General features: G+C 37.1%; 22 protein-coding genes. 11 read left to right on the plus strand and 11 right to left on the minus strand.

All coding sequences use genetic code 11. The features are described from left to right. Positions 1-58: 58 nt before the first annotated feature. Positions 59-1,522, plus strand: a complete 1,464-nt coding sequence (locus K319_RS0106945) for a DUF5687 family protein (RefSeq protein ID WP_027382995.1) — start codon at positions 59-61, stop codon at positions 1,520-1,522. 121 nt (positions 1,523-1,643) lie between these two features. Next, positions 1,644-2,354 carry an ABC transporter ATP-binding protein gene (locus K319_RS0106950; protein WP_027382996.1) on the plus strand — a complete coding sequence of 237 codons (711 nt, stop codon included), beginning with the start codon at positions 1,644-1,646 and terminating at the stop codon, positions 2,352-2,354. A 122-nt stretch (positions 2,355-2,476) separates the two neighbouring features. On the opposite strand, the gene K319_RS0106955 is transcribed toward K319_RS0106950, so the two are convergent. Together K319_RS0106955 and fumC are read right to left on the minus strand one after the other, a co-directional pair. Continuing rightward, on the minus strand, positions 2,477-2,806 hold the full coding sequence (locus tag K319_RS0106955; protein WP_027382997.1) for a DMT family transporter: 330 nt from the start codon (positions 2,804-2,806) through the stop codon (positions 2,477-2,479). A 110-nt stretch (positions 2,807-2,916) separates the two neighbouring features. Continuing rightward, positions 2,917-4,311: a class II fumarate hydratase gene (fumC, locus tag K319_RS0106960; protein ID WP_027382998.1), complete on the minus strand. Its 1,395-nt coding sequence runs from the start codon at positions 4,309-4,311 to the stop codon at positions 2,917-2,919. Positions 4,312-4,598: 287 nt separating this feature from the next. Here fumC and K319_RS0106965 point away from each other — a divergent pair, with 287 nt between their 5' ends. Then, positions 4,599-4,874 (plus strand): hypothetical protein, encoded by a 276-nt coding sequence (locus K319_RS0106965; protein WP_027382999.1) that lies wholly within the window; start codon positions 4,599-4,601, stop codon positions 4,872-4,874. Between the two features lie 399 nt (positions 4,875-5,273). Further along, on the plus strand, positions 5,274-6,362 hold the full coding sequence (prfA, locus tag K319_RS0106970) for a peptide chain release factor 1 (RefSeq protein WP_027383000.1): 1,089 nt from the start codon (positions 5,274-5,276) through the stop codon (positions 6,360-6,362). A gap of 6 nt (positions 6,363-6,368) precedes the next feature. Here prfA and K319_RS19960 read toward each other — a convergent pair whose 3' ends face one another. Continuing rightward, positions 6,369-6,860 (minus strand): DUF6146 family protein, encoded by a 492-nt coding sequence (locus tag K319_RS19960; protein WP_185092683.1) that lies wholly within the window; start codon positions 6,858-6,860, stop codon positions 6,369-6,371. 63 nt (positions 6,861-6,923) lie between these two features. Continuing rightward, positions 6,924-8,123, minus strand: coding sequence for an endonuclease/exonuclease/phosphatase family protein (locus K319_RS0106980; RefSeq protein WP_027383001.1), 1,200 nt, complete (start codon positions 8,121-8,123; stop codon positions 6,924-6,926). A gap of 224 nt (positions 8,124-8,347) precedes the next feature. Between K319_RS0106980 and K319_RS0106985 the strand changes: the two genes are divergently transcribed. Together K319_RS0106985 and K319_RS0106990 are read left to right on the plus strand one after the other, a co-directional pair. Next, the gene (locus K319_RS0106985) at positions 8,348-11,233 is read left to right on the plus strand and encodes a TonB-dependent receptor (protein ID WP_027383002.1); all 2,886 of its coding nucleotides are present in this window, start codon (positions 8,348-8,350) and stop codon (positions 11,231-11,233) included. A gap of 13 nt (positions 11,234-11,246) precedes the next feature. After that, entirely contained in the window at positions 11,247-12,617 is a 1,371-nt protein-coding gene (locus tag K319_RS0106990; RefSeq protein ID WP_027383003.1) for a DUF5689 domain-containing protein, read from the plus strand. Between the two features lie 45 nt (positions 12,618-12,662). Here the strand turns inward: K319_RS0106990 and K319_RS0106995 are convergent, their stop codons facing one another. Genes K319_RS0106995 through K319_RS0107010 form a run of 4 tightly spaced genes read right to left on the minus strand, consistent with a single transcriptional unit; the run spans position 12,663 to position 15,037 of the window. Then, positions 12,663-13,256, minus strand: a complete 594-nt coding sequence (locus tag K319_RS0106995; protein ID WP_027383004.1) for a DUF4126 domain-containing protein — start codon at positions 13,254-13,256, stop codon at positions 12,663-12,665. 43 nt (positions 13,257-13,299) lie between these two features. Next, entirely contained in the window at positions 13,300-13,671 is a 372-nt protein-coding gene (gene rnpA / locus K319_RS0107000) for a ribonuclease P protein component (protein WP_027383005.1), read from the minus strand. 9 nt (positions 13,672-13,680) lie between these two features. After that, positions 13,681-14,406 carry a tRNA threonylcarbamoyladenosine dehydratase gene (locus K319_RS0107005; RefSeq protein ID WP_027383006.1) on the minus strand — a complete coding sequence of 242 codons (726 nt, stop codon included), beginning with the start codon at positions 14,404-14,406 and terminating at the stop codon, positions 13,681-13,683. After that, positions 14,399-15,037, minus strand: a complete 639-nt coding sequence (locus tag K319_RS0107010) for a TatD family hydrolase (protein ID WP_235696086.1) — start codon at positions 15,035-15,037, stop codon at positions 14,399-14,401. The genes K319_RS0107005 and K319_RS0107010 overlap by 8 nt, the downstream gene beginning before the upstream one ends. Before the next feature lie 182 nt (positions 15,038-15,219). Between K319_RS0107010 and K319_RS0107015 the strand changes: the two genes are divergently transcribed. Beyond that, positions 15,220-15,849, plus strand: a complete 630-nt coding sequence (locus tag K319_RS0107015; protein ID WP_027383008.1) for a TetR/AcrR family transcriptional regulator — start codon at positions 15,220-15,222, stop codon at positions 15,847-15,849. Here K319_RS0107015 and K319_RS0107020 read toward each other — a convergent pair. After that, positions 15,846-16,991 (minus strand): serine hydrolase domain-containing protein, encoded by a 1,146-nt coding sequence (locus K319_RS0107020; RefSeq protein ID WP_027383009.1) that lies wholly within the window; start codon positions 16,989-16,991, stop codon positions 15,846-15,848. The two genes, K319_RS0107015 and K319_RS0107020, sit on opposite strands and share 4 nt — an antisense overlap. Positions 16,992-17,077: 86 nt before the next feature. On the opposite strand from K319_RS0107020, the gene K319_RS0107025 reads away from it, so the two are divergent. Next, positions 17,078-18,319 (plus strand): DUF445 domain-containing protein, encoded by a 1,242-nt coding sequence (locus tag K319_RS0107025; protein ID WP_027383010.1) that lies wholly within the window; start codon positions 17,078-17,080, stop codon positions 18,317-18,319. 121 nt (positions 18,320-18,440) lie between these two features. On the opposite strand, the gene K319_RS0107030 is transcribed toward K319_RS0107025, so the two are convergent. Continuing rightward, complete coding sequence (locus K319_RS0107030) at positions 18,441-20,108, minus strand: DUF6909 family protein (protein ID WP_027383011.1); 1,668 nt, start codon at positions 20,106-20,108, stop codon at positions 18,441-18,443. A 373-nt stretch (positions 20,109-20,481) separates the two neighbouring features. Between K319_RS0107030 and K319_RS0107035 the strand changes: the two genes are divergently transcribed. Next, positions 20,482-22,680 (plus strand): glutamine synthetase III family protein, encoded by a 2,199-nt coding sequence (locus K319_RS0107035; protein ID WP_027383012.1) that lies wholly within the window; start codon positions 20,482-20,484, stop codon positions 22,678-22,680. Positions 22,681-22,904: 224 nt separating this feature from the next. Continuing rightward, on the plus strand, positions 22,905-23,561 hold the full coding sequence (locus K319_RS0107040) for a C40 family peptidase (protein WP_027383013.1): 657 nt from the start codon (positions 22,905-22,907) through the stop codon (positions 23,559-23,561). Positions 23,562-23,608: 47 nt separating this feature from the next. Here K319_RS0107040 and K319_RS0107045 read toward each other — a convergent pair whose 3' ends face one another. Beyond that, positions 23,609-24,625 carry an aminoglycoside phosphotransferase family protein gene (locus tag K319_RS0107045; protein ID WP_027383014.1) on the minus strand — a complete coding sequence of 339 codons (1,017 nt, stop codon included), beginning with the start codon at positions 24,623-24,625 and terminating at the stop codon, positions 23,609-23,611. Positions 24,626-24,771: 146 nt separating this feature from the next. Between K319_RS0107045 and xrtF the strand changes: the two genes are divergently transcribed. Beyond that, the gene (gene xrtF / locus K319_RS0107050; protein ID WP_084403413.1) at positions 24,772-25,302 is read left to right on the plus strand and encodes an exosortase family protein XrtF; all 531 of its coding nucleotides are present in this window, start codon (positions 24,772-24,774) and stop codon (positions 25,300-25,302) included. The last annotated feature ends 150 nt before the right edge of the window (positions 25,303-25,452 follow it).

The raw sequence follows: 25,452 nt of genomic DNA on the forward strand, positions 1-25,452 counted from the left end.
ATATATAGAAAATCTATTAATATTAGGAATTCATTACATTTAACAAAAAATAAACTTTATGCTGCAACGATTTATCAGATTAGAATTCAAAAGTTTTTTTCGGTCAAGTTCTCTGGCAGCCAATATCGTGGTCAAGATCTTTCAGCTTTTGGGAGTTTTATACATTCTTGCAATATTTGTATTTGTTGCCTGCGGCGCATTTTACTTACCGAAACAAAAACTACATATTGACCCATTGCCATTTATTAGTAAATTTCTTATTTATTGGCTGATAGCAGATCTATTTCTGAGATACTTTTTCCAACAGATGCCGACTCAGAATATCAAACCTTTTCTCACGATGAACATCAAAAAAAGTACGCTGGTCAATTATATGATCAGCAAGACTTTTCTGTCGTTTTTCACTTGGGGAGGACTTTTTATTTATGTGCCGTTGCTAGGAATTTTGCTTTATAACGGCTATTCGGCCTTGGAAAGTTTTTCTTGGACTTTGGCAATAATTATTCTGAGTTTTACTATTAATTTGATCAATATTCTTCTGAACGGTAAAGATTTAGCGGTTTGGATTATCGGCGGGATTTTGGTTCTTGCCGGCGGATTGGATTATTACAATATTATTGCTTTATCATCGGTATCTGAGAAATTCTTTATGCTGTTTTATAACCATTGGTATGCGATTGTATTGCCAATTGCGATATTCGGTCTTCTATATGTTTTCTGTAGGAAATCCATTTACAACAATTTCTATCTCGACAAAGGTCTGGAAATGAAGCAGGAAGTCGGGAAGACAGAAAATATTCAGTTTCTTAATAAATACGGTGTTCTGGGAACTTTCATCAACAATGATATCCGGATGATAAAACGAAGCAAAGCTGCAAAATCTATCACATTGGGAAGTTTCTTATTCTTATTTTACGGTTTGCTTTTGTTCAGCTCCCCGGCTTACAAAACCGCTTATATGCAATTGTTTATGGGACTTTTCGTTACTGGTGGATTTCTATTTTTGTTCGGGCAGAGAGTGCCGTCTTTCGACAGTTCCTATTATCCGCTGATGATGACGCTGAATGTTCCTTACAAAGAATATCTGAAAGCCAAATGGTGGCTGATTGCAAGTGCTACTGCCGTGAGTATGGTTCTGGCAGTCGGCTATGCATTTGTAAGCTGGGATCTGTATTTCACATTTTTAGCGGCCGGACTTTATAATATTGGTGTTAATTCTCAGGTTGTCCTGCTGTCGGGTGCATTTAACAAAAACCCGATTGACCTGAATGCGAGAGGAAAAACATTAGGCAAGAAAAACAATTTCAGTTTCAAAAACATCCTGCTTCTTTTGCCACAAATGGTTTTGCCGATGGCGGTTTTCGGCGTTTCAAAATATTTTTTCGGAACAACAGCAGCTGTGGCGAGTCTGGGCGTTTTGGGGTTGATTGGCTTTTTCCTTAGAGAGAAGTTCTTCGATTTCATTGTCAAATTGTATAAAAAAGAAAAATACTCAACCATCAAAGCTTTCAAAGGAAATTAGACTTAAAATTTTTCTTTGTTAAGTTTTACGCCTTTGTGAACCTTAAAGTATTTTCAATAATTATAAAAAATCTTTGTGGACTTTGTGTTCAAAAAATCCAACATCAAAAATCTCAATAAAAATGATAACAATAAATAACCTTTCCAAAGTTTACGAAACCAAAAAAGTTTTATCCATAGAAAATTTAGAATTCCAAAAAGGTCAAACCATTGGCTTGGTCGGAAATAATGGCGCGGGAAAAACGACATTATTCAGTTTGATTCTGGATTTGATAGAACCGAGTTCAGGCTATGTTTCCATCGACGAAGAGAAAGTCAACGAATCCGAAAGTTGGAAAAACAAAGTCGGTGCTTTTATCGATGAGACTTTTCTGATCGGCTATCTGACTCCGGAAGAATATTTCTATTTTTTGGGAGAACTAAGAGGTCAAAGCAAAGCGAATGTTGATGAATTCCTGAAAAACTTCACCGATTTTTTCAACGGAGAAATCCTGAATGCAAAAAAATACGTCCGCGACCTTTCCAAAGGAAATATGAAAAAAGTCGGAATCATTGGAGCGTTAATCGGAACGCCAGCGATTATCATTCTCGATGAGCCTTTCGCGAACCTTGACCCTTCAACCCAAATCAAGTTGAAAAACCTCATCAGAGATTGGTCACAAAACTCAGATTCAACATTCCTGATTTCTAGCCACGATTTGGCTCACACAACGGAAGTCTGCGAAAGGATTGTGGTCATCAACAAAGGTGAATTGGTAAGAGATATCCAGACTTCGCCGGAAACGCTGAGGGATTTGGAGCAATATTTTGCAGACCAGGTTTCGGTTGTTTGAATTTAATATCTCGCTGATTTTGCAGATAATACAGATTTAAAATTTCATCTGCTCAATTTGCGAAATCTGCGAGAATTTTTCTCTGAAAAAAATAAAATCCCAGAATTTCTGAGGCTTTTGTATTAATGAGAAGAAACGGCTTTCAGTCCAACGATGGAAGCAATTAATGTGAAAATAAAAAACAATCGCCAGAAAGTTGCCGGTTCTTTAAAGATAAAAATCCCGACCAAAACAGTTCCCACCGCTCCGATTCCCGTCCAGACTGCATAAGCGGTTCCTAACGGAAGCGTTTGTGTGGCTTTGATTAACAAAAGCATGCTTGCAGCCAAAGATATTCCGAATCCTGCGTACCAAAGATAGGATTCTGCGCCCGATGTTTCTTTGGCCTTTCCCAGACAAGATGTAAATCCCACTTCAAAAAGACCCCCAAGAATTAAAAAAATCCAGTTCATTCTAATTAATTTAGACTGTTTAATAAATTAACCCTTTCAGAACCTTGATTCTAAAAGGGTTTTTAATATTTTTATTTAAACTAATAGCAAAAGCCTGTTGCAAGAAGCAATTATTTCAAACTTCCAACCATATCTTCCGGCTTCACCCACTCATCAAATTGTTCAGCTGTCAATAGTCCAAGATTAATTGCTTCCTCTTTCAGAGTTGTTCCGTTTTTATGGGCAGTTTTAGCGATTTTTGCTGCGTTTTCGTAACCGATGTGCGTATTCAAAGCTGTTACGAGCATCAGAGATTTGTCCACCAATTCTTTGATTCTCGGTTCGTTGGGCTCAATTCCAACGGCGCAATGGTCGTTGAAAGAAATCATCGCATCAGCTAATAATTGTGCTGATTGCAAAAAGTTCGCGGCCATTACAGGTTTGAAAACATTCAGTTCATAATTTCCCTGAGTTCCTGCGAAAGAAATCGTTGTGTCATTTCCAAGAACCTGAGCACAAACCATTGTTAAAGCTTCGTTCTGTGTAGGATTCACTTTTCCAGGCATGATAGAAGAACCTGGTTCGTTCTCAGGAATGAAAATTTCACCGATTCCAGAACGTGGGCCGGAAGCTAATAATCTAATATCCTGAGCAATCTTGTAAAGCGAAACCGCCAATTGCTTCAAAGCACCGTGCGTTTCAACAATTCCGTCGTGTGCTGCCAAAGCCTCGAATTTATTGGGAGCCGTTACGAATGGCAATCCCGTGAAATCTGCGATATATTTTGCGACCAAAACGTCATAACCTTTTGGCGTGTTAAGTCCAGTTCCAACCGCAGTTCCGCCAAGTGCCAACTCTTTCAGATGGTCAAGAGTATTGTTGATGGCTTTTTTAGCATAATCCAATTGAGCAACATAACCGGAAAATTCCTGTCCCAAAGTCAAAGGCGTTGCGTCCATAAGGTGCGTTCTTCCGATTTTGACGATATTCTGGAATTTCTTCGCTTTCTCGTCCAGCGTATTTCTCAATTTTTCCAAAGCTGGCAAAGTCGCTTTTACCACTTTTGTGTAAGCAGCGATGTGCATTGCTGTTGGATAAGTATCGTTGGAAGATTGGGATTTGTTCACATCATCATTCGGGTGAACTTCCGTTTTTTCGCCCAGTTGTCCGCCGCTGTTCACGTGAGATTTGTTCGCCACCACCTCGTTGACGTTCATATTAGACTGCGTTCCCGAGCCGGTTTGCCAGATCACCAATGGAAACTGGTCGTACAATTCGCCTGCAAGAATCTCGTCGCAAACTTTTCCGATTGCATCTCTTTTTTCGTTAGAAAGAACTCCTAATTCTGCATTGGTAAAAGCCGCCGCTTTTTTCAGGTAAGCAAATGCATCGATGATCTCCCGAGGCATGCTTCCTTCCGGACCAATTTTGAAATTATTTCTGGAACGCTCCGTTTGCGCACCCCAAAATTTATCTGCAGGCACTTGCACTTCGCCCATCGTGTCTTTTTCGATTCTGAAACTCATTATATTTGATTTAATTTTATCTAACAACAAAAGCCACAAAAGAGCCTTAAATAAGTAAAGAAATATTTTTTCTTTGCTAAGTTTTACGGCTTTGAGACCTTAAAAACAGATTGTTGAATTATAATTCTTTGCGAACTTTGCGTTTAAAATAATACCAGCAAAGCAAACATTTTTACAACCTTACGAAAATACTAAAAACTAAAAGTTCCGCAAAATGAAAAAAATCAATTCAGAAATTTTGTCAAATAGAATAAAAACCTCTATTTTTGCTCAAAATATATAGCATTATGATGTTATCAGCATTCTGGCCGTTTTACCAATTTCTTTGGACCGTTTATTTCTTCACAATGATGATTTGTGGATTCTGGTGTATTTTGATGTTCTTCGGATTCATCGTACCACTTTGGTTGACAGAAGGAGTAGCGGAATATTTCGGGAAGATCAACAAAAACTTTGACCCGGAAAAAATCAGATACAAAAAACTTTATGAGCAGGAAGGTGTAGAAGTGATCTACCAAAGACCAGCTGGAGAAAAACCGCTTTCTCACGGTCATCATCATTAATTTGGCAATTTTCTTTTCGTGAGAGATTGCACTCAAAGCGAAACAATATATATAGATCCATTCTTTCGAGAGTGGATTTTCTTTTTTTTAACAACAAAGACACAAAGATTTTTCACAAAGAACACAATTAAAATATTGATTTTACAATATAAAGGCTTCGACAAGCTTAGCCTGAAAATGTTGAATTGTTACGCTTAGTATTTGACATGTCATCCTGAGCTTGTCGAGGGATTCGTTATTAGAAAATCACTTACTAACCGTTGCTTTTCAATGTTAATTAAAGGAATTGCTCAATTAAAATTATAACAGAATAAAATTGTTTTTTTGAATCTAAGTCTTGATTCTTGGCTCTTTCTTCTTGTTTCTTAATTCCGTATCTTTGCAAACTAAAATTTACCTATGTCTAAGTCATTAATTCCGAAACTGGAAGCGATAAAACAACGATATAACGAGGTCGCCGATCTTATTATCCAACCGGATGTGATCTCGGACCAAAAAAAATATTCTACACTTAACAAAGAATACAGCGATTTGGGGAAAATCGTAAAGGTATTCGATGAATATAAAAAGGCTCTTGATACGATTGCGGAGTCTGATGAGATCATTGCAGACGGCTCTGATAAAGAATTTGTGGAAATGGCGAAACAGGAGAAGTATGAAGCAATGGACAAACTTCCCGCTTTTGAAGAGGATTTGAAATATCTTCTGATTCCGAAAGACCCTGCGGATGATAAAAATATCATTCTTGAAATGCGTTCCGGAACTGGCGGAGATGAAGCAGCAATATTTGTGGAAGATATGTACAGAATGTACACAATGTATTTCAAAACAAAAGGCTGGAAACACGAGGTTACCGATTCCAGTGAAGCTTCAAAAGGCTACAAAGAATTGATCATGAAGGTGCAGGGCGAAAGCGTGTACGGAATTATGAAATTCGAGTCCGGGGTTCACCGTGTGCAACGTGTTCCTGAAACCGAATCTCAAGGTCGTGTTCACACTTCTGCAATCACGATTGCTGTTTTACCGGAAGCTGAAGAAGTGGATGTGGAAATCAATCCGGCAGATATAGAAATGCAGACTTCTCGTTCCGGAGGTGCTGGTGGACAGAACGTTAACAAAGTTGAAACGAAAGTTCAATTGACACACAAACCTTCCGGATTGGTTGTGGTTTGTCAGCAAGCACGTTCTCAGTTAGCTAACAGAGAATTAGCTATGGAAATGTTGAGGGCGAAATTGTACGATATCAAACTTCAGGAAGTGGTTGGTGATATTGCGGCACAGAGAAAAACAATGGTTTCTACAGGTGACCGTTCTGCAAAAATCAAGACTTATAATTATCCTCAGGGAAGGGTTACAGACCATAGAATTAACAAATCGATTTACAACCTTGATGCTTATATGAATGGTGATATCCAGGAAATGATGGATGCAGTGATCATGGCTGAAAATGCAGAGAAACTGAAAGGCGAGGAAGAGGGGATTGCTTGATAGAAGTTAGATGCAAGATGTTAGATTTTTTCTAAATTTTATATTAAAGCTCAATGAATCACATTGAGCTTTTAATTTGGTCTTATCGATTCCTCTAAGTCCATTGAACTTTACTCCGTATTTCCAATTACAATAAGCGAAGAATTGATATAACCTGTATTCGAAATCGAAGCCGTAATTTTCTTTTTGGTCATAATCGATCGCTACTTCATAAAAATTCGGATTCACATTGGAATAGAATCTGGAATTCCATTCGTTGACCAAAATTGTGTTTCGGGATTTTAAACTACTTTCCGTAAACATCGATTTTGGCTGAGCTCTTGTTGCTACAAAAGTTTCATACTCAGTGTCAAAAACTGTGATTTCCCATTCATCCGCAGAGTCTGTTTTCTTCTGAGTCGAAAATGAAGTTTTCTGGCTTTCCGGCAATTGTCTTGAACTTGTTGAGCAAGACCAGATGAAAACGGAAAGTATGGCAAGGACGATTAAGTTTCTCATATTGATCAAAATATAAACTGAATTAAACAAAAAACCGTTCCAAAGATTTGAAACGGTCTATATTTAAGGTTCTTTTTGTAAGACAACAAATGCCGGGAAGTGATCGGAATAACCTCCGGTAAATGTATCCCCACTCCAGGAGCGGAAAGGATAACCTTTATAATTACCTTCTTTGGTCACGAGATAAGCAGGAGCAAAGATCTCTGCTTTGAAAACTGTGTAATCTTTTCTTAATTCTTTATTCGGAGAATTAAGATTGGAAGAAACAATGATCTGATCGAACAAGTTGGGAGCGTCCTGATAGGCCAGGGATGCTACCCCCTTCTTATATAAAGGATACATCAGATTAAGATATGGAGATGTCTCTGAAAGGTCTTTTGGATTTCCTACAGCCTTAAGTCCGTTTTTCAAACTTGAGCTTACCGGGTCATCATTGAAATCCCCCATTGCAAACAATTTGGTAGAAGGGTCTAGGGCCCTTACACTATCCATCTGTTGTTTAAGCACCAATGCTGCTGCATTACGTTTAGGAAGGGAGGCGGCCTCTCCTCCTCTTCTGGAAGGCCAGTGATTCAAGAAAAATGCTACTTTCTCGTTGTCAAGGAAGCCGGTTAATACCAAAATATCTCTCGTGTATTCTCTATTACCATTATCTCCATAGATCTTCACTTCTTTTTTCCAAGATTTTGATGGAGAAAATCTTCTTTTTTGATAAATGAACGCCACATCAATTCCTCTATAATCATAAGAGTTGTAATGAACGACACCATAATCATATTTCGCAATTACGGGTTCTTTTACAAGATCTTCAACAACCTGACGGTTTTCTACTTCCAAGAGACCAACAACGACTGGCGCAGTATTGGTATAAGCTTTTCCCATTTCTGAGATCACTTTTGCCTCGTTCTCTAGTTTTTGTTTATAGACCTTATAGTTGTAGTTCTTTCCGCTTTTTGGTGTGAACTCTTCAGAACCTCCTTGTATTCTCACTACCTTTTTACCTACAAGCGACTCGTCATTCCAAGGTCCTTTGTAATCTTTTTCGGTTACTTCAAGATATTTTATAGAATCCAAAGGTACGCTTCTGTGGAAAGCCGGGTTGCTTCTATCTTTGGTTCCATCTATGTAATCAGCAGAACGTACGGTGTCCCAAAGGTTTTCAACGTTCAGAAAACCGACAGTCGCAGCGCGTACCTGTCTTTTTTGCTGTGCAGATAATAAGGAGATACTAAATATAGCTATCAAGCTTAAAATATTTTTCATAAATTAAAAAATGTAAGGCTACAAAAGTAATTTTTTTTGAATAGTTGCAAAATAAAAATTTCAAATTTTTAACAATTGCTAATTATGTTTCAAAAAATTGACAATTTGTTAAAATAAAAAAAATGTTAAAAAGTTTTAATTATCAAAAAATTATTTACATTTGCCTTCCCGTGTATAACGGACTGTAAATTAGAAAAAAAGAGCAAACAAAACCTAATTGATTTATGATTAAAAAATTATCATTAATCTCCTTATTCACAATGCTTCCTGCGTCATTTTACTTTGCACAGACCACGGTCTTTGCATACCTGAAAGATGCTGACGGAAAACCGGTAGAGAAAGCACAAGTTAGTCTAAAAGGAGAGGGTAATGATGTTACGGCAGACAAAATTGGTTATTTCCAATTTGTAGATCTGAAGTCCGGACATTATCAAGTTGTGGTATCAAAACCAAATTTCGAGACGAAAACCCTGGAATTTGATGTTACCACGGAAAAAAGAAAAGATTTGGGGGTTATTACCCTTTATTCTACATTGACAGGCGCAGATCAAGGTCTTGCAATCCTTGATAATGCAGATGATGAGGGTAGTGGTCAAACTTCAACTGTTGGACTTTTGCAATCATCACAAGATGTTTTCAATAGAATAGCAAGTTTTGACTTAGGTGCGTATTGGTTCAGACCAAGAGGTGTAGATGGTAGAACCTCTGAAAATATGCTGAATGGAGTTTCCATGGTAAAATCTGACAATGGTAATGTTGATTTTTCTAATTGGGGGGGGCTTAATGAAATCGTAAGATATCCAGAGATCGCCGCAAACCATGCACCTTCTGAATATGCATTTGGCGGAGCGACTGGTGTAATTTACAAAAATACCAGAGCTAGCGAATACAGAAAAGGCTTCCAGGCTGTTTATTCTATCACTAATAGAAATTATAGACAAAGAGTCTCTCTGAGATATTCTTCTGGAATGTCAAAAAGTGGTTGGGCCTTTACAGTAATGGGAGCTAAAAGATGGGCAGAAGAAGGTATCCAGGAAGGAACTTTCTATGATGCTTATGGAACTTATTTGGGTGTTGAGAAGAAGTTTAATGATAGTCATACAATTACCTTTAATGCTTTTGCATCACCATACAGAAGATCTACCGCTAGTCCAAGCACTCAAGAGGTCTATGATTATAGAGGTGTACATTACAATTCTTATTGGGGATGGCAAGACGGAGAAAAAAGGAGTGAAAGGGTACGGAAGGGTTTCCAACCTGTTTTCCAACTGCAGGATTTTTGGAAGATTAACAAAAAATCAAATCTGTGGACTTCTCTTTCTTATCAGTTTGGTAAAGACAAAGGATCTAGGCTAGATTGGCAAAGTGTACCAAATCCTTCTCCAACATATTACAGAAACCTACCAAGTTATTTTGGCTCGTTGAATGAGGACGCTTTCACATGGGATCCTAACTCAGGAACTTATTTAAGTGCTGGAGATGCTTATCAGGCTTCTCGTGCTGCTTGGCAAAACGGAGATCCTAACGTAACACAAATCAATTGGAATAGATTGTATGCGGCTAATATTAATATAGGGCAAAATCCTGTTACACAATACGGAGTGACTGGTAAAAGAGCATTATATTATCTTGTAAATGATGTAAGTGATGATAAAATCTGGAACGCAGCAACACATTATACATACAACTTTACAGATAGAGCTAAGTTTATGTTGAATGTTTCTTATCAGAACTACAGATCAGAACTTTATAGAGAAGTAAATGATTTGTTAGGAGCAGATTTCGTCTTCAATAAAGATCCATTTGCTGCAACTAATAATCCTGGTACTTCTGCACTATATAATGAAGGAGAAACTGATGTAGCTAAAAAAGTTGGAGATAGATTGCTATATAACTATATCTTTAGAAGGCAAGAAGTAAAGGTTAATCCTGGATTCAAGTTCTCAGAAGGTAAGTTTGATGTTTTTGTATCTGCTCTTGCAGGTTACTCAACGTCTAGCAGAGAAGGTTTGTTCAAGCATTATCTTTATGCAGATTCTTTTGGAAAAAGTAAAGATTATGATTTTTGGAATTTTGGTTTGAAAGGACAAATTATTTATAAAATCAATGGAAGAAATTTCCTAGTTTATAATGGTTCATTCTTTTCTCAAGCACCTTATCTCGAAGATCTTTTCATCAATCCAAGACTCAATGCTTCTGTAGCTCCTAATATCAAAAATACGGTAATTAATGCGAATGACTTAAGTTATGTCATCAATTCGCCTCTATTTAAAATCAGAGCATCTGTATTTTTGATTGATACACAAAACGAGACAAGTGTGCAAAGATTCTTCGCGGATGGAATTCAAATTGATAATTCTGCAAGTGGAGGAACAACTGATAGCAATACAGGTGGACAGTATATCCAAAGTGCTTTTGTAACTCAGGTGATGTCTAATGTAGAGAAAAGAAACATGGGTGCAGAACTAGGAGTTGATTTCAAAGTATTGCCTACATTGTCTTTACAAGGTGTTGCAAGTTATGGTCAATATACATACCGCAATGATCCGAATGTTTATTTTGCATCTGATGCGATTGGCGTTTTTGGGAACGGGCAGTCTTTTGTACAATTCGGAAAAGCCAATATCAAGGATTACAAACAAGGAGGAACTCCTCAGACAGCTTTCTCTGCTGGTTTCAGATACAGTTCTCCAAAATACTGGTGGTTTGGTGCGAACTGGAATTACTTGGATAACAATTATCTAGATCCTTCTGCATTGTTGAGATCACAAAGTTTTGTACAGAATAGTAATTCGGGAACACCATATGAAACAGCCACTCCTGAAGAATTAAGAAGGTTATTAGCACCAAATAGATTACCAGCCGCTTATTTTATCAATGCCAATGTTGGTAAGTCTTGGCTACTAGGTAAATATTATTTGTTGATTTCTGCATCTGTTAACAATATTTTCGACAATACAAAATATATTACAGGAGGTTTTGAGCAAACAAGGAATGTTAAGTTTGATGGGTTCCAAGAAGATTTTAACAGAAGCCAACAATTATTCGCTCCTAAATATTGGTATACCCAAGGACGTTCCTATTTCGTAAATTTACAAGTAAGATTTTAAAAAAAATAAAATAATGAAAACATATACAACAATCAAAACATTGGTCTTTTCTGCAATAGTTGCGATGACCTTTAATTCGTGTGTTAAAGATGATGATTGGAATACTCCGGAAATCCTTTGTAATAACAGATTTGATGCGCCAACAATCAAAATGGCAGACTTTGTAGCATTAGCTCCACCAGCTCCAAACTCTACGACTTATAATGGATCCAGCACATACAAAGTTCCTGTAGATGGTGCGCCAGTAATCTTCGATGCTTATGTGGTTTCTTCTGATGAGAATGGTAATTTTTACAAAACCATTTCATTCCAAGATAGCCCGTCCAATCCGACTGTAGGTATGTCTATGGAGGTAGATAAGTCTTCTAATTATGCCGATTTCCCAGTAGGAGCTCACATTCGTATCAAAGCAAATGGATTGGTTTTGGGATTAGATAGAGGTACAATTAAAATTGGATCAATTGATCCGACTTATGCAATTGGAAGAATTCCAAGTGTTCTTTTGCCAAGATACCTTGCGGGAGTATGTAATGGGGAGAACGGATTGGACGTAGCAACCTTAGTTCCTACTGTTTTAGGGTCGATAGACGAGGCCAAGGCAACCAAGTATATAAACACTTTAGTAAAAGTTCAGAATGTACAGTTTGATGATGCTGAGGTTCTACCAACGCCAAAAACTTTCATTTCTTATATAGCTAATACAGGACAAGATACAGACAGAACAATTATAGATATTACTGGAGCTTCTTCTGTAATTAGAAATTCCGGTTATGCTACTTTTGGGGCAGAGACTTTACCAACAAAAAGCGGAGATCTTACTTTCGTTGTCAGCAAGTATAACGCAAATTGGCAAATGCTGATCAGAGGACTTAATGATATTGACTTCCAAAAAGATAGAATTAATTTTATAATCAATGAAGGGTTTACGAATTTTACAGCTAACGATTGGACTGCCTATAGTGTTGCTGGATCGCAAGTCTGGAGCATTGCAACATTTGGTAACCCGGCTCCATCAGCACTTATGAATGGATATGGAGGAGTGAATGAAGATTGGCTCATATCCAAATCGATTCCTTTAACAGGATTTACTAATGCTATTCTTTCTTTTCAAACAGATGGAAGGTTTCAAGGTAATCCATTGGAAGTCTACATTACTACGGATACCTATACAGGCGGGAATCCAAATAACCTAAATTGGGTTAAGCTTTCTGCAAAATTGGATACGGACTTGAATGCTTTTGCAGGTTTTGTTTCTTCTGGAGGAATCAGCTTATCTGATTATTTAAATAAAAATGTTAGAATAGCATTGAAATATACCAACGCATCTACTACTTCAGCTACATCTTGGGAAGTAGATAACTTCAGAATTGGTGTTATAAAATAAATCAAATAAGATCAAAAAAACTCCCGCAATTGCGGGAGTTTTTATTTAAAATATTCCAGAATTCTGCTTTTTCATCTTCCTCCAAAGTTTTCGTCCAAAAAATAAAACAAGAACCAAAAGAACAACCGCAAAAATAAAGGCAAGGACAGGTAAGAAAATAGAAAGAATCGACATCAATCCCGCTCCAGCCGTTTCTGTAGTGGCGACCACATTATTTCCAATTCCAGCCGTTGTAGCCGTTGAAGCGGCCCTAGTGCCTGCAAATCCAGAAGCTATCGTTGCAGCAGTTCCACCGCCCGCGATCAATGCCAAAGCCCATTGAGGAAATGTTCCCAATTCCATAAACTGACTTGCAAACAATATAGAACCGGCAATAGTTGCCAATGGAATCGTAATGGTGTCCAGAAAATTATCTACAACAGGAATATAATAAGCTATAATTTCTATGATGGTCGCAACCCCGGTGGTGATAAGTGTTGGCAAGCCGGACAGCCACTCAAAGTTATCCGACATTGGAATCCAGCCAAGATACGATGCAAGACTAACTGCAAACATTGGTAGGAATACTCTGAAGCCAGATGCCGCTGCCAATCCGATTCCAATAAAGGCACTCAGAACGTAAGGTAAAATATTTTCCATTTGTAATTTCTTTGGGATTAAAATTACAAATTAAAATAAGATGTTATCCGGATCTTTTTTTACAGAGATCCAGAAACTGTTTTTCAACGACGGAAAAATGTTCCGGAAAATCTTTGGAAGCCCAGAAAAGCATGGCTATTGACCGGTCTCCAAAAGCATTGATATATGCCGATCTATTAAGTCGGTAAGATTCTCTTAATAAGCGTTTTATGCGATTTCTATCAACGGCCTTTTTGAAAAATCTCTTCGAAACAGAAACGCCTATTCTATGAGTATCTATTGTAAGTTTCTCCGATGATCTTAAATGAATGATCCTGATATTATCTACAGAAAGCCACTTCCCTTTACCAAATAACAGGTCTATCTCGTATTTTTTTTTCAGTTTTTCGTGGGAAGGGTAGCCGTTTATTTTCATAAGAAAATATTATTTTCTTCCAGTTAGATGATTGATGACTTCTGCGGCAGCATATAATCCAAAAATTGCAGGAATGAAACTGATCGTTCCATAAAAAGACCTCTTGAAGTTCGTGCCATCGGTCATTTTCAAGCTGTTCTCATCCTGTACTTCTGTAGAGAATACACATCGGAATCCTTTGTTTATCTTTTCCTTTTTAAGACGTTTTCTCACTTGTCTTGCAAGAAGGCAGTCTCTTGTCTTGTGAAGATCCCGCACCATGACTTTACTTGGGTCGGTCTTTCCGCCTGCTCCCATTGATGAAACCAGCTTCACTCTGTTTCTACGACAGGTTATCATCAATGCCAATTTTGGTGTCAAAGAATCGATGCAGTCTAGAACATAATCGAATTTTTCTGATTTGATGAGTTCATCCATTCTTTCCGGCTCCAAAAACTCATTGATTTTGGTAAGTTCAAGTTTTGGATTGATGTCCATCAATCTGTCACCCACCAATTCCACCTTATGTTGTCCAATTGTTGAGTGCAATGCGGGTAACTGTCTGTTGATATTGGTTATATCCACAACGTCACCATCGGCAATTATCATTTTTCCGACACCTGCTCTTGCAAGAAATTCTGCAGCAAAAGAACCGACACCACCTAATCCTACAACTAAAACTTTAGCGCTTTGTAATTTTTCAATGCCTTCGTCCTTTATCAGTAATTCGGTGCGTTCCAGCCAAAATTTATCCATAATTAATCACATTTTCGAGATTTTCCCACATCTGCATTTTCAGATCTTCCAAAGAAATAGATTTGATCTCTGAAACTTTTTCGTACAGGGCTGAAATCTCAAAATCAGCATTGTCAGTTTCAAGAAACATTCTTTGGACCGGAAAATCTTCAATAATTTTTTGCAAAGATAAGTTATCTAAAGCTGCTTTTCCAAAACTGAGATAAAAGCCTGCCTGCAGAAGTTCTTTGGCAATATTTTCTTTCTTATTGAAACCATGGATGATCAAAGGAACTTTTGCTTTTTTGAAATGTAGGATCTGCGAAAATCTACGAATGCAATGGATGATGATTGGTTTTTTGATTTCTTCTGCCCAGGTAATATGACTTTGGAAAATGTCGGTTTGAAGTTTTTCATCAACAGAAATTAGCCCGTCCAGACCACATTCTCCGATTGCAAAACAGTTTTCCGAAAGTGAGATTCCTTTGATTTTTTCAAGATCTGATCTCCAATCTTCTGTGATATCTTTTGGATGAAGGCCAATTGAAAATCTCCTGGCCCGGATTTTTTCATTTAAATTTAAATTATAAATCCCGACTTGATTTGGCTTGTGATGGTGAAAATCCAGAAAATCCATTATCAAATATAACAAATTAATGTTTTTGAAGCATAGGATCATGTGCAGTCACGTCTTGCGTCAAAGTAAGATCTTGTAAGGGAGACTATTTTGAAAAGCAGAAGCAGAAGGAGGGAAAACCGGCTCTAAAATGTTTAATAATATCTGTTGTTAATTATTAAAAATATGTTAATTTTACATAATATCTTTCATGGCAAATGCGAAAAAAATTTACTGATAAACAAATTAATATTCTTGATGTTGCAGAAGAACTAATTGCTAAAAAGGGCTTTGACGGGACATCCGTAAGAGATATTTGTTCCAAGGCCAATATCAATGTGGCGATGATATCTTACTATTTTGGATCTAAGGAAAAAATGATGTCCTATCTCTATCAGTATCGTGTTCAGCGTACGAAAGAGAGTTTTTCTGAATTCGCACAAACCATCAAGGAAGGAAAACCAGAAATGCAAATGAAGGAAATTGTGAATTATGTGATCTCCCTTCTTTTCAAATATAGCTATTTTCACGGTTTTGTAACGCAGGAGATGCGTACATTGGATAATGTGAAAGATGACCTTCTGGAGTTTTATCAGACCTGTGTAGGAAGAATTGATGAAATTGTAAAAAGAGGGATTGTTTCCGGAGTTTTCCATAATGCCCCGAAATCTGAAGATATTCTTACGATGATCATCGGGTCGACATTGTTTGTAATAAGGAACAGGAACTTCTATGAGATCTATGTTCCGGCAAATAACGATGCACAATATATGAAAGAAGCGGAACAAAAACTTAAAAATAGTACGCTCTTAAGTGTTTTTGCATTGCTGGATTATGACACGGATTAATTCTTATCGGCAAATTTCAAAGCCTCATTAATGTAAAACTCTACAATTTTCGGCCTGTTTTTGGAGTCTTTTTCCTCAGTTTCTTTTTTCCCTAGCCTTACAATGATCATATCATATTCCGGAACCATGATCACAAATTGCCCATGAAGTCCCCACATGTAATAATGACGGGTCTTGGAATCGTAATTTGTCCATAATCCTAATCCATAAATGCCGTTCGAGCCTTCTGTTGGCGTTGTCATTCGAGTAACAAAGTTTTCATCGATCAGAGGGATATTATTGAATTTTCCTCTGTTCAAAATCAAAGAAGCGATCTTGGCAAAATCTCTTGCATTGGATTGGATACAGCAAAATGATTTTTCTATGCCAAGCCCATCGGTTGTCCATTCTGCATTTTGTTCCATACCCAGAGGTTTCCAGAGTTTTGATGAGGCATAGAGAGATAAAGGCATTCCCATTGCTCTGCCAATTGCAAAGCCCAGAAGCTGCATGGAGCCGCTTTGATATTCGAATTTTTGACCAGGTTTTGTTTTGATCTGAGTTTCAAAAATAACATTAGCCAATGAGAATCCATAATAAGCTTCTGCATTTTTTGAAAAAGGGCTTTTATGGTCATCTTTCCAATCTAGTCCGGCCTGCATAGAGGCGAGATTTTCTAAAGTAAGTTCTTTGCCAAATTTTTTCTCAGAAAATTCCGGATAGATTTCGGAAAAGGGTTGATTGATACCTTTTATTCTCTGATCATCAATCGATTTTCCAAGGAGCAAAGTGGTTATGGTGTTTGCCATTGAAAAAGAATTGCTGACAGTGGTTTTATTATAGCCGTCCCAATAATGTTCCTGCAGGATTTTCCCGTGTCGAATTACCAAAAATGAAACCGATTCATTTTCTTTCAGATGCTTTTCCAGTTCAGGAGACAGTTTTTGTTTATTATAATTGATGTCAGTCGGCCAGGGTTTTGAATCGCCTTTGGAAATGGTTTTTGAAGGAAAATATTTCCCGTCGTCTATTGTAGGTCCGCTTTCTCCTCTCAAATAAGTCAGTCTGATTCCACGAAAAAGATAATTGTATCCTGTGATGTATATGAGGACAATAATAGATGCGATTATCAATAGAAATATATTCAAAACTCTTTTCAACATCAAAAAAATACTTTCTTGTAAAAATAAAATTATTTTCCCCAAATATCAATAATTTTGTTTGGAACGATTTTCGATTTTCCTGATCTATGAATGATGAATTGAAAAAGCAGCAGCTCAGACGGTATAAAACACTGGCTACAGGATTGTTTATCCTGATGGCGGTTACATTTATATTGATGACGGTTTTGCAAAAACAGGACCCTTCACATTGGATCGGCTACATCCGGGCATTTTCAGAAGCGGCGATGGTTGGTGCTTTGGCGGATTGGTTTGCTGTAACTGCGCTTTTCAACTATCCATTAGGTCTCAAAATCCCACACACGAATCTAATTGAAAATTCTAAAGAAAAAATCGGTGACAATCTCGGGAATTTCGTCGTTGATAATTTTCTTTCGCCTCAGAATATCAGACCATACATTCAAAAACTAAAAATTTCGGTTTATGTTGGTGATTGGCTTTCTAAAGAAAGAAATCAGGATGTTTTGATCCAAGAGCTGTCATCGATCCTAAAAGATATTATTAATAAACTGGATGATGTATCGGTTGTTAATTTCATTTCAAATAAAGCTGAGGAAATGACCGATTCCATCAAATTAAATTCAGTCATTGGAAACGGAATTGAATATCTTCTCCATAAAAACGACCATCAGAAAATCATCACCAATCTGAGTTCCCAGATCAAAAATTATATTCTGGAGAACCAGGAATTGATTTCTCAAAGGGTAGGAAAGGAAAGTTTTTTCCTTATTCCGAAATCTGTAGATAATAAGATTGCAGAAAAAATAACAAAAGGCCTAAGTGATTATTTCCTTGAGGTTGAAGAAAATCCTGAACATCCATTACGAGCCGAAATCACGAATAAAATTCTGGATTTTTCCCAAGAACTAAAAGAAGCACCCAAATGGGAAAAAGAATTCGATTCTATCAAATCCGATTTTCTGCAAAGCGATAAACTAAAGCAATATTCATCTGACATTTGGCAATCTCTGAAAACGTCATTAATCAAAGAATTATCCGAAGAAGATTCTAAACTGAAATCTTATGTCAGAAAAAACATTAACGAGTTTGTTTTCAATCTTCAGAATGATGAACAATTCCAAAACCGAATCGACCATTGGGTAAGAGTGACAGCTTATAAATATATTCTGAAAAACACGAAAAATTTTGGCGAATTAATCAGTACAACAGTCGGGAATTGGGAAGGAAAAGAATTGAGTCGAAAATTGGAATTAGAAGTTGGAAAAGATCTACAATTCATCCGGATCAACGGAACTTTGGTTGGCGGATTGGTTGGTTTGTTGATTTACACGATTGCGAATTTTATATAGAATTCAATTTTCTCGCTGATTTTACAGATTACGCTGATTTCAATAAAAATGAATCTGCAACATCTGTAAAATCTGCGAGATTTAAAAACAAAAAAAGCCTCCGATTTGGAGGCTTTCATTTTTATTTCTTCTCAAGAATCTTCTCGATAATTTTATGAGTGATCATATAAGTTGGCTTTACACCTGTGAGCCCAAGTCCGCCGGAAGATAATGTACTTCCCGTTTCCAATGGGTTATCCGAAGCGTAATAAGCATACATCACAAACAAATCCGGAGAAATGTGATGACGGATCTTGCTTGCAACCTGAATTGCCTTTTGGTAATGAGCACCTTCCATTTCTAGTCCGATGGCTTTCCAAGATGTCGTCATAAAGTAAGAAAGGATATCCTTATTCTGAAGAGATGTTCCTAAAACCGTAATCATTGGCCCCTCAAAGGCTTTTATCTCATCATCGACAAAATCAGTCAGCTTCAAAGCATTTTCAAAAGTGTAATTGTCTGCCGTTCCTTCAAAGATATGAGAGGTCGGAATCATAATATCTCCTTTTCCACCAGTTAGGATTCCTGCTTTACCCATGATCGAAACCGATTTCACTTTCATCATATAAACTTCGCCTTTAACTTCGTAAGGTCTTAGTAATTCGTCCATTACTTCAAAAGCCTGTTCTCCGAAAGCGTAATCGAATACTAAAATGACATCGTCTCCTTTATATTTCTGATTGGCAAAAACAGTGTTTTTAAGATCTGTTTTAGCAAGGTCAATAATTTGAACATCAATGTTGCTCCCGCTATTGTCATCGATATAGATCATTCCTTCTTTCAGGGCGTGGTCAAGGACTTTCTCCTGGAGGTCTTTTTTGTTACTGATGTCAGCAAATAATTTATAGTCAACTTCTTTTGTCCCTTTTTTATTGAGAGCGTCATTGGCGAAAACCATATTTTTCACTGAGTGCATATTGGCACTTATGATGTGAAGCGGACGCATGTGAAGCTCGTTTTCTACAAGGATTTTCTTGATCTTGTTTGCCCATCTTTCCCCAAAAAGGTGATGACCGACTCTCTCCTGAAGAATGGCTGAGAAATAGATCTCCCTTTCTCTCAATTCTTTCCAATCCTCTAGGCTGATCTGTCCCAGCCAGTAGATGATCTTGAACAATCTATCAGGATTTTTGTCGTCTCCGAAGTTGTTGTAGGCATTCAATGTTTCATCAAAAGTTCTTCCCAGGAAAGATGAAAGATGGATCAAAGCCACTTCTTTTTCTTTCCGGCTGTATTTTTTTTCTCCTTTTGCAACTTCTTCTATGATTTTCCAGATGCGCTTTGGACGGCCTTCATTATCCAGGTCGAAACCGATATTTTTGATCTTATCAGCTTCCAAATAAAGGAAGGTCAGGTGGGTTAGAATGTCATAGATCTCGGAACGGCCCAGAAGGACTTCGATGTTCATTTGATGTTCATCGATCCTGTAGCAGTTTCTACGTCTTTTCTTTGGGACGATCGGTTCGAAACTTCCTTTGTCAAAACCTTCGTCGGAAGTCAGGTGAATGAAAGAACATTCCTCGATGCCTTCCGGAAGACGGTCAAGAACATAAAGTAAACCGTCCAGTTCTATCTTGTTAGGAACGCTCATGCTTCCGTAGATTTCCGGATTGATGACCATTAAGAGTTTTCTTAATGATTCCCCCGACACCCCCGAAGGTTTGAAAAATCCTCTGTAGAATAAGTGTCTCATAGAGACATACAATCTTTCGATAGCTTCTGTGGTTTCTCTTGCTCTTGAATTTGCCATATATTAAAATTTTTGTAAAAGTCTGCAAAGGTATGAAATTATATTTAAATCAATATATACTGTTTAAGGGTTTGAATTTCAATGTGTTATTTGTGTGTTGTGTTTTTTTGCTATTGGTCTGCTATAGTTTTTAAAATTAAATATTTCTCATGAATATCTTATGATAAAATCAAAAATAAATTTTCTTCATATTTTGATAACATCTGCTTAAATGTGAGATTTTAGTTACACGAGTTTTATCAAGTGCTAAAAACAAGGGGTTGTTTCATTCAATGAATTAATATTAATTATAAATGGCGTTAATTTTTCAGGGGTCATATTATTTTGAATTGTATTTTTTGTAAATTTGCCCTGTTTAAAATAACACACTTTTATGTCAACATTAAGATTTAAAGCCTTGGCCGAACTTCCGTTCAGAAATTACAGAAAAGATAATTTCATAGAAGTTCCCTCAAAACTGTCTGAATTGTTTTGTCAAAACGTATTCTCAGAAGAAACGATGAGAGAATATTTGACGAAAGAAGCATTTCAATCGATTCTGGATGCAATTAAAAAAGGGACAAAGATCCAGAGGCACATTGCGGACCAGGTAGCTGTTGCAATGAAAGATTGGGCATTGTCAAAAGGTGTGACGCATTATACCCACTGGTTTCAGCCATTGACTGGTGCGACTGCGGAAAAGCACGATTCTTTCTTTACGCCAATTGGTGGAGGTAGGGCTATTGAGAGATTCAGTGGAGCATTGTTGATTCAACAGGAACCTGATGCTTCTTCTTTCCCGAATGGCGGGATCAGAAATACTTTCGAAGCAAGGGGATATACCGCTTGGGACCCGACTTCTCCGGCGTTCATTATGGGAACTACACTTTGTATTCCTTCGATTTTCATTTCTTACACAGGTGAGACCTTAGATTATAAAACACCTTTATTAAGAGCATTGAACGCGGTTGACGAAGCTGCTACAGATGTAATGAAAGCTTACTTCGATAAAAATGTAACAAAAGTTTCTCCGACATTGGGTTGGGAGCAGGAATATTTCCTGGTAGATACGGCTTTGTATCAATCCAGACCAGACCTGGTTTTGACAGGGAAAACTTTGCTTGGACATTCTCCTGCAAAAGGACAGCAGTTAGATGACCATTATTTCGGTTCTATTCCTACAAGAGTGATGAACTTCATGAAGGAATTGGAAATCGAATGTATGAAGTTAGGAATCCCTGTAACAACACGTCACAACGAAGTTGCGCCCAACCAATTCGAATTGGCGCCAATGTTCGAAGAGGCGAACGTTGCGGTTGACCACAATTCATTATTGATGGATATTATGGCAAGAATTGCGCATAAACACCATTTCCATATCTTATTTCACGAAAAACCATTTGCCGGAGTTAACGGAAGTGGAAAACATAACAACTGGTCGCTTGGGACCGATACTGGTGAAAATCTTTTGAGCCCGGGGAAAAATCCAAAGAAAAACCTTCAGTTCCTAACTTTCTTTGTTAATACTTTGAAAGCTGTTCACGATTATTCTGACTTATTGAGAGCATCAATCGCATCTGCAAGCAATGACCACAGATTGGGAGCGAACGAAGCGCCACCGGCAATTATTTCTGCATTCATCGGAAGCCAATTGTTCGGCGTTTTGGAAGAATTGGAAAAAGTAACGGATGGAAAACTATCTCCAGAAGAAAAAACAGAACTAAAACTTAACGTTGTTGGGAAAATTCCTGAAATTCTTTTGGATAACACCGACAGAAACAGAACTTCTCCATTTGCATTCACAGGAAACAAATTCGAGATCAGAGCGGTTGGTTCTTCTGCAAACTGTGCCGAAGTAATGACGGTTATGAACGTCATTGCTGCGAAACAATTAAGAACTTTCAAAGTTGAAGTTGATGCTTTGATCGAAAAAGGACTTAAGAAAGACGAAGCGATTTTCAACATTCTTAGAGAATATATCAAGCAATCCAAAAACATTATGTTCGAAGGTGACGGATATTCTGACGATTGGGCAAAAGAAGCTAAGAAAAGAGGCCTTAATAACTTAAAAACAACTCCGGAGGCACTTAAAAAAGAATTAGATAAAAAATTCGTTGAGCTTTATGAGGAATTGGGGATCTACTCGCATAGAGAATTTGAGGCTAGAAATGAGATCAAATTAGAGAAATACTCAACAGTAATCGATATAGAAGCCAGAGTTCTAGCAGACATCGCAAGAAACCACATCATTCCTGCAGCTCTTAATTATCAGAACAGATTGATTGAAAATGTTAAAGGATTGAAGGAGATCTTCTCTGAGAAAGAATTCAAAACGTTGGCAAAGGAACAATTGAGTTTGATCTCTGATATTTCTGGAAATGTGTCTCAAATCAAAGTTGGTGTTGACAACCTTTTATCAGCTAAGGAAAAGGCTAAAAATACTGCCGGAAGTCAAAAGCAGGCTGAGGAATATTGTAACAAAGTGATCCCATTGTTCGAGAATATCAGAGAGGCTTCTGACGCATTAGAAATGATGGTGGATGATGAGCTTTGGCCAATGACCAAATATAGAGAATTGTTATTCACGAGATAGACAATTTCTAAAAAGTTAAAAAATCTTAACTAAAAATAAAACCGCAAAGTCCAAATAAAGGCTTTGCGGTTTGTTTTTTTTTAACATTCTATAAAAGATTGTTAAAATATGTTAAACTAAAGAGCGTTCAAATTCATTTGAAAGCCTCATTAAATGGTATTGGCTAAATTTGCTATGCAATCACAAAATACCAAACCAAGTTTAACACAAATAATTAAATATATATGAAGAAAAGAGTTCTAGTTTATATCTTATTTGTGACCACGTTTTTCACACTTCAGTCTTGTGTTTCTAACTATGTGGTTTCTAACAATCAAACATACAAAACTGATGCCAAATTTGCATCTTTGGACGTAAAGGCGGTATCTAATAATTCAAATAACAAAGGGCAGCGTGTTTTGGCTTCTATGGCTAATACCAATGATGCGATCAAAAGGTCAGCGATAGAAAATGCGATCAAGCACAGTAATACGATTGATAACATCTTATCCGAAGCTGAAAGTTACCTGGGGACTCCATATAGATTCGGGGGGACTTCCAGAAGCGGAATAGATTGTTCAGCTTTTGTATTGTCTGTTTTTGGTGCGGCGGCCGGGATGGATCTTCCAAGAGTTGCGGCGGAGCAATCACAAGAAGGTGACGCTGTAGAAAGAACAGAATTGCAAAAAGGGGATCTTGTTTTCTTCTCGCACAGAGGTGGCAGAATTTCTCACGTAGGAATTGTAGAAGAGGTAACGCCTGAAGGTGAAGTTAAATTCATCCACGCAGCTACTTCAAAAGGAGTAATGGTTTCTTCATTGGATGATAACTATTGGGGACCAAAATTCAGATTCGCTAAGCGTATTGTAAAAGAGAACGGATTAAGTATATTAAATAATTAGAGAGACTGAAAATATTCAGAAAAAACCTCAGAATCACTTCTGAGGTTTTATTTTATAATCAGATTTTCGATCTTCAGTTTAACATCTTGGGTGTTCAGTCTCAGGATCAAGAAATATAACTCGGGGAGCTCGACAGCTATTTCCTGCCATGTTTGATTTAATTCAGATATATTTTCAATACCCTTCTCAATACTTGCTAAAAAGTGCGCTTTTCTCTGGATCAGCCCTCGGAAACCATACGCTCCTAACACCTGTAAAAAACGCATCAGTTTCATCCAGTTAAATGACTCTTTCAAATTGTTTTTATCGGACTCATCCATCCAAAATGATAAGTAATGATCCAGCATTTCTTCTTTAAAATCATTAGGAAAATTAGCTTTAGCCTGATAAAGGAACGAAATCACATCATAAGCGGCGGGGCCTTCCATTGCTGATTGATAATCGATAAAAAAAACCTCATCTTTTTCATTCACCAAAATATTTCTAGATTGGAAATCCCGGATCATAAGGGTTTTTGGGGAGAGTTTCTGAATTTTTTCTGAGATTGCCCTAAACTCTTTTAAAAGCGATGATTTGTGATATTCGATTTCCAGGATATCAACAAAAAAATTTTTGAAATAATACAGATCGTGAGTGATGGGCAGATCATCATAGCTTTCATACTCGAAACTTTTTGAGAAATCTACTTTTCCTAAAGTGCTTGTCTGAAGCTCAAATAATTTTTTGAGGCTTTTTTTTACCAGATCCTTCACCCGCTCGGATAATCCTTCTTTAGAAATGATCTCGGAAAGTGTTTTGTTTCCAAGAAATTCCTGGATATAAAGATTCCTTTCGGAATTGATCTTGAAAATCTTTGGTGTGTTGAGATCTAGAGTTTGGAATAATTCTGTGAAATAGAAAAAAGCTTCATTCTCTCGATTGTTTTCGTTGTAAGTAATAATGAAGTCCCGATTCTCGGACCTTCCGATATAGTTGATCCTGGAAGACCCGCTTTGTGGCAATGCTTTGAAAAAGTCTGCTTTTTTCCCTAAAAACTCTTCGAAAAATTCCTGATGTTCCTGCATAAAAACAAAGTTAATTAATAATAGAATTTGAAACACGAAAAATTGTAATTTTACCAAATGAAATCACAATCTGTAATTTTTTGCTACAAGTTCTTATGGTGAAATGTGATTCTATATGACCTTTGAAAAAAAATGAATATCTGATTATGAAAGATTTTCTGCCTGTTCTGAAGATTCTGTTAAGATTTGTTGTCATTTATATTGTTTTGGTGCTGCTGTATCAATTCTATCTTAACGGCTATGAGAACGAAGTGGTGGATCCCTTCACACGATGGGTTGCAAAGCAGGTGGCATTTTTGCAGGGTTTATTAGGTTTTCCGACTATTTTGGTTGATAATATGAAACTTCATAGTATACTTTTCCAGACTTCCGGAAAGTTCACGACAAGAATGGTAGAAGGCTGCAATGTTTTTTCGGTTGCGATTCTTTTTGCGGCTTTTATTTTTGCCTTCTACAAAGGAAGGAAAACGTTTTTATACGTTTCAGGAGGATTGGTTATTCTTCATATTCTGAATGTCTTCAGGATCGCATTATTGAATATTATTTATTTAAAATATCCCCAATACGAAAAAATAGGCCACGATTACATTTTTCCAGCGATTATCTATGGTGGAGTGGTTATTCTTTGGTTGGTCTGGATTCAGTTTTTTGCTTTGAAGAAGACTGAGAGACCTTAGTTGTCAGTATATATTTTTAGTTTTTTCGACCTTAATTATTGATTCTTAGCAATTAATAACATTTATTTTTATATTTTTGCCATCTAACACATGAAAAACAATGGAAAATAAATTTATTACCAAAGCTAAGCTTTTCGATATTTCCTTATT

The sequence above is a fragment of the Epilithonimonas caeni DSM 17710 genome (genome assembly GCF_000426465.1).
Lineage (GTDB): Bacteria > Bacteroidota > Bacteroidia > Flavobacteriales > Weeksellaceae > Epilithonimonas > Epilithonimonas caeni.